Here is a 1,593-nt window from a genome sequence, read left to right as displayed (position 1 = left end):
GGCACCGAAGGTGAACCGCCGCTCGCTTCGGTTGGCGATATGGTCGTGGAAGGGCAGAAGGTTGGTGTCCTCGAAGCCATGAAGACGTTCAATGTCGTGGAATCCGATCGCGCTGGGCGGATCGTCCAGATCGCGTTCGACGACCATGCCGCGGTGCAGTCCGGCGATGTGCTGTTCGTTCTCGAAGATTTGGGCTGAGGCGATGTTCGACACCGTCCTTATCGCCAATCGTGGTGAAATCGCGCTGCGCATCCTGCGCGCCTGCCGCGACCTCGGATTGAAGACGGTGGCGGCGCACTCGGAAGCGGATGCGAGCCTTCGACATGTCGCGCTGGCGGACAGGGCGATCTGCATCGGACCGGCGGCCGCGACGGAGAGCTATCTCAACATCGCCGAGATCATCGCGGCCGCGCAACTTACCGGCGCCGGCGCGATCCATCCGGGCTATGGTTTCCTCTCGGAAAACGCCGCCTTCGCCGAGGCTGTTGAGAATGCCGGTCTCATCTTCATCGGGCCGTCCGCGGCGGCGATCCGCACCATGGGCGACAAGGTCTCCGCCAAGCGCACGATGATCGCCGCCGGCGTTCCCTGCGTTGCAGGGTCGGAGGGTGCGCTGCCGCAGGACGAGCAGGCAGTGCGCGCCATTGCCGAGGCCATCGGCTATCCGGTCATCGTCAAGGCAGCGGGCGGCGGCGGCGGGCGCGGCATGCGCATCGTGCGCGAGCAGCACGCCCTGATGGAAGCCGTTTCAATGGCGGTGAAAGAGGCGGACCGGGCGTTCGGCAACCCGCAAGTCTATCTGGAAAAATTCCTCGAGCATCCGCGCCATATCGAGATCCAGATTCTGGCGGACAAGCATGGCAGGGCGGTCTGGCTCGGCGAGCGGGATTGCTCCATGCAGCGCCGCCACCAGAAGATCATCGAGGAGGCGCCGGCGCCCGGCATCGCCCGCGAGGCGGTTGCCGAGATCGGCGAGCTGTGTGCCCAGGCATGCCTGACCATCGGCTATACAGGCGCGGGCACATTCGAATTCCTCTACGAGGACGGGCGCTTCTCTTTCATCGAGATGAACACCCGCGTGCAGGTGGAGCATCCCGTCACGGAACTTGTCACCGGCATCGATATCGTGCGCGAGCAGATCCGCATCGCCCGGGGCGAACCCCTGTCGTTCAGCCAGGAAGACATCCGCATCCAGGGCCACGCCGTCGAATGCCGCATCAACGCTGAAGATCCATACAGCTTTCGCCCGCATCCGGGCCGGGTCGAGCGCTGGACGCCGCCCGGAGGTCCCGGAATCCGCGTCGAATCGCATCTCTACTCCGGCTACACCGTCCCGCCGCACTACGATTCATTGGTGGCCAAGCTGCTGGCGCATGGCGTGACGCGAGCCGAGGCGATCCGGCGCATGAGCGGCGCGCTGGGCGAGATGGAGGCTGTCGGCATCGCCACCAACGCGCCGCTGCACGGCCTCCTGATGGACGAGCCCGGCTTCGCTGCCGGCGGCTTCGATATCCATCATCTCGAACGTCTCATTGAAGGCGGTCTGCTCCAGGGACGAGGCGGCGATGACGATTGAGGAGATCGAAAGGCTTG

The 1,593-nt window shown here is 65.2% G+C and carries 2 protein-coding genes; both read left to right on the top strand.

What is annotated here, in order from left to right; genetic code table 11:
- The first annotated feature begins 39 nt into the window (after positions 1-39).
- Positions 40-198: an acetyl-CoA carboxylase biotin carboxyl carrier protein subunit gene (locus EN893_RS39630; RefSeq protein WP_348632534.1), complete on the top strand. Its 159-nt coding sequence runs from the start codon at positions 40-42 to the stop codon at positions 196-198.
- 4 nt (positions 199-202) lie between these two features.
- Positions 203-1,576, top strand: coding sequence for an acetyl-CoA carboxylase biotin carboxylase subunit (gene accC, locus EN893_RS33110; protein WP_127269420.1), 1,374 nt, complete (start codon positions 203-205; stop codon positions 1,574-1,576).
- The last annotated feature ends 17 nt before the right edge of the window (positions 1,577-1,593 follow it).

Source organism: Mesorhizobium sp. M7A.F.Ca.CA.004.04.2.1, from assembly GCF_004022825.1.
Classification (GTDB): Bacteria; Pseudomonadota; Alphaproteobacteria; order Rhizobiales; family Rhizobiaceae; genus Mesorhizobium.
The sequence above is the reverse complement of the archived record's forward strand: the minus strand, read 5'-3'. Positions and strand labels throughout refer to the sequence as shown.